This is a genomic window from Mesorhizobium sp. M4A.F.Ca.ET.022.05.2.1 (assembly GCF_003998845.1).
Classification (GTDB): Bacteria; Pseudomonadota; Alphaproteobacteria; order Rhizobiales; family Rhizobiaceae; genus Mesorhizobium.
In genome coordinates, this window is record NZ_RZOJ01000521.1 from 1 (window position 1) to 3,574 (window position 3,574).

Below are 3,574 nucleotides of genomic sequence, written 5' to 3' on the forward strand. Positions count from 1 at the left end.
GTATGGCGTCGATTCCATGCCGGAAACGGGCGAAAACGTCGCCGAGGACTTTGCCGTTTCGCGCGCCGACCAGGATGCCTTTGCCGTGCGCAGCCAGGACAAGGCTGTGGCGGCGCAAGCCAATGGCCGGCTGGCAAAGGAGATCACGCCGGTGACGATCCCGCAAAGGAAGGGCGATGCAATCGTGGTCGGCAAGGACGAGCATCCACGCGCCGGCACCACCATCGAGGCGCTGGCCAAACTGCCGACGCCATTCCGCCCGGGCGCCACCGTGACCGCCGGCAACGCCTCCGGCGTCAATGACGGCGCGGCCGCCCTCGTCATCGCTTCGGAAGCAGCCGCGAAGAAACACGGCCTGACGCCTATCGCCCGCATCCTTGGCGGTGCTGCCGCCGGCGTCGCGCCGCGCATTATGGGCATCGGCCCGGCGCCGGCGACGAAGAAACTCTGCGCCCGCCTCGGCCTGACGCCCAACCAGTTCGACGTCGTCGAGCTCAACGAGGCCTTCGCCTCGCAGGGCATCGCGGTGCTGCGCCAGCTTGGCATCGCCGAGGACGCCGCGCACGTCAACCCGAATGGCGGCGCGATCGCGCTCGGCCACCCGCTCGGCATGTCGGGCGCCCGCATTACCGGCACGGCGGCGCTGGAGCTTCGCGAGCGCGGCGGCCGCTATGCGCTCGCCACCATGTGCATCGGCGTCGGCCAGGGTATTGCGATCGCGCTGGAGCGGGTTTGACGGGCCTTGCCGATCAATACGGCAGGCCGACGTAATTCTCCGCCAGAGCGGTAGACGCCGCTTTGGAATGCACGAGATAGTCGAGCTCGGCTTCCTGGATGCGCTGGCCGAATTCGCCCGTCTCGGGAAAACGGTGCAGGATCGTCGTCATCCACCACGAGAAACGCACCGCTTTCCAGACCCTCGCCAGCGCCTTGGCTGAATAGGCGTCGAGCCCTGCCTGAGATCTCTCGCTATAGAATTCGCGAAGCCCGGCAAAGAGATAGCGCACGTCGCTGGCGGCAAGGTTGAGGCCCTTGGCGCCGGTCGGCGGCACGATATGGGCCGCGTCGCCGACCAGGAACAGCTTTCCGAAGCGCATCGGCTCAGCGACGAAGGAGCGCAGCGGCGCGATCGACTTCTCGAAGGACGGCCCGGTGGTGACGGCGGCGGCCGTCTTCGGCGGCAAGCGCCGGCGCAACTCGTCCCAGAAACGATCGTCGGACCAGGCTTCGACGCGCTCGTCCGCCGGGCACTGCACATAGTAGCGGCTGCGGTGCGGCGAGCGCATCGAGCACAGCGCAAAGCCGCGCTCGTGATTGGCGTAGACCAGCTCGTGGTCGGCCGGCGGCACCTCCGCCAGCACGCCCAGCCAGCCGAACGGATAGGTCCGCTCGAAGGTCTTCAGCGCGCCCTCCGGCACCGAGCGGCGGCTGACGCCGTGATAGCCGTCGCAGCCGGCGATGAAGTCGCAGTCGATGCGATGGCCGACACCGTCCTTGTCATAGGTGACGAAAGGCGCCGCGCCATCGAAATCATGCGGCGCGACGTTCGCGGCTTCGTAGACGGTGACCAGCCGGGCCGTTTCGCGCTTGTCCATCAGATCATGCGTCACCTCGGTCTGGCCGTAGACGGTGACATGCTTGCCGCCGGTGAGCGCCGTGAGGTCGATGCGGTGCAGGCGACCGTCGAAGGCGAGCGAGATGCCGGAATGCGGCAGTCCTTCGGCATGGAGCCTGTCTGCCGCGCCCGCCTCGCCGAGCAGGTCGACGGTCCCCTGTTCGAGCACGCCGGCGCGCACCCTGCCGAGCACATGCTCGCGGCTCGACCGTTCGAGAATGACGGTCTCGACACCAATGGTGGCGAGCAACTGGCCGAGCAGCAGGCCGGATGGGCCCGAGCCGATGATAACAACCTGTGTACGCATCAGTGTCCGAGGCTTTCGATCTGTCCGGCAAGCTCCGCGGCGAGCCGGAGTGCTCCCGCTGTCGCCACCACCATCTGCGGCAGGATCAGCCATTCCAGTGTCCAGGCGGCGCCAGAGCGCTCCTGCTCGTGCACCAGCGCCTGGTGCATGCCGGCAAGCTGGGTGGCGTTGAAGCGGGCAAGGGCCACCAGCGCCTCCGCCTTCACCGGGTTCTGCTTGTGCGGCATGGCCGACGAGCCGCCGCCCGCGGACAGTTTTATGTCCGTACCGGCCTGCCCCATCAGCGCGATGTCGTGGCCGAACTTGCCGAGGCTGCCGGTCACCAGCGACAGCCAGCTGGCGAAATCGGCCAGCGCGTCGCGCTGGCTGTGCCACTGCGGCGCATCGCCGAGGCCGAGTTTGGCGGCGTGCGCCGCGCGCACGGGCGCAGCCTTGTCGCCGAGTCTATCGAGCGTGCCGGCCGCGCCGCCGAACTGGACGACCAGCAGCCGCGCGGACTGTTCCTTCAATCTGAGTTGGTGACGCTCCAGCGGCGCCCGCCATGAGGCAATCCGATCTCCAACCGTGATCGGGATTGCCGGCTGCATGCGCGTCATCGCCATCAGCGCCCTGCCCCCGAAATCCTGTTCGAGGCCCGCAAGCCGCACGATGTTTTCGCTGAGCAGCAGGCCGATATGGTCGACCGCGCCGCTGAGCCGCAGCACCAGCGAGCTGTCGATGACGTCCTGGCTGGTCGCGCCGAAATGAACGAACGCATTGTGCGGTTCGCCGACGGCGGCCTTGATCTGGCGTACCAACTCCGGCACCACGACCCCGTCTCTGGCAACGCCGGCCCTGAGCCTGGCCGTGTCGGGCCGGAACGAGGTCAGAGCCGAGCCGATTGCCGTTGCGGCGTCGTTGGAAATGACGCCGCACTCGGCCTCGGCCTCGGCCAGGGCGCGCTCGAAAGCCAGCATCGCGTCGATGTCGGCTTCCACGGAAAAATGCCTTGCCGCCTCCTCGTCGCCGAGGAGAGCCGAAAGCAGCGGATGATCGAAGGGCGATACGGTCATGTTCCGGTCGGTCAGCTGTCGAAGAAGACCGTCTCCTTCTCGCCCTGCAGGTGGACATCGAAGACGTAGGTGTCGCCCTGGCGCTTGGCGATCAGCGTCGGAACGCGCAGGCGATGCTCGATGCGGGCAAGGATCGGGTCCTCGGCATTGGCCTTTTCCTCGTCCGAGAAATAGAGCCGGGTATGGAGGCCGATATTGATGCCGCGCGCCACGATCCACAGCGTAATGTGCGGCGCCATCAGCCGCCCGTCGCGGAACGGCACGCGGCCGGGCTTGATCGTCTGGAACAGGCAGACGCCCGTTTCCATGTCGGTCGGCTTCCGGCCCCATCCCGAAAAGCTCGGATCGGCAGCGCCGCGCAATTCGGCCGGCGAATTGTAGAAACCGTTGGCATCGGCCTGCCAGATCTCGATCAGCGCGTCCTTGAGCGGCGCGCCGGCACCGTCGAAAACGCAGATACGCAGCTCGATGCGCTCGCCCCTGGTCTCACCATTGACCATGGTCGAGCCGAGGTCGCTTTCATAGACGCCGCCGATGCCGCAGAAATTCGGCGTCAGCCCGATATGAACGTAGGGTCCCGCGGTCTGCGAAGGGCTTTCC

At 67.2% G+C, this 3,574-nt stretch carries 4 protein-coding genes; 1 reads left to right on the forward strand and 3 read right to left on the reverse strand.

Going from position 1 to position 3,574, the window contains the following annotated elements:
* A partial coding sequence (locus tag EN745_RS31880) for an acetyl-CoA C-acyltransferase (protein WP_127423087.1) occupies positions 1 to 736 on the forward strand: 736 nt, incomplete at its 5' end.
* Between the two features lie 13 nt (positions 737 to 749).
* Here the strand turns inward: EN745_RS31880 and pobA are convergent.
* From pobA to pcaG, 3 genes are all read right to left on the reverse strand, one after another.
* A complete protein-coding gene (pobA, locus tag EN745_RS31885) occupies positions 750 to 1,922 on the reverse strand; it encodes a 4-hydroxybenzoate 3-monooxygenase (RefSeq protein WP_127423088.1) in 1,173 nt (390 codons plus the stop codon).
* Complete coding sequence (locus tag EN745_RS31890; protein WP_127423089.1) at positions 1,922 to 2,974, reverse strand: 3-carboxy-cis,cis-muconate cycloisomerase; 1,053 nt, start codon at positions 2,972 to 2,974, stop codon at positions 1,922 to 1,924. The genes pobA and EN745_RS31890 overlap by 1 nt, the downstream gene beginning before the upstream one ends.
* An 11-nt stretch (positions 2,975 to 2,985) precedes the next feature.
* Positions 2,986 to 3,574 (reverse strand): protocatechuate 3,4-dioxygenase subunit alpha (pcaG, locus tag EN745_RS31895; protein WP_127423090.1); only part of this gene is annotated, 589 nt, incomplete at its 5' end.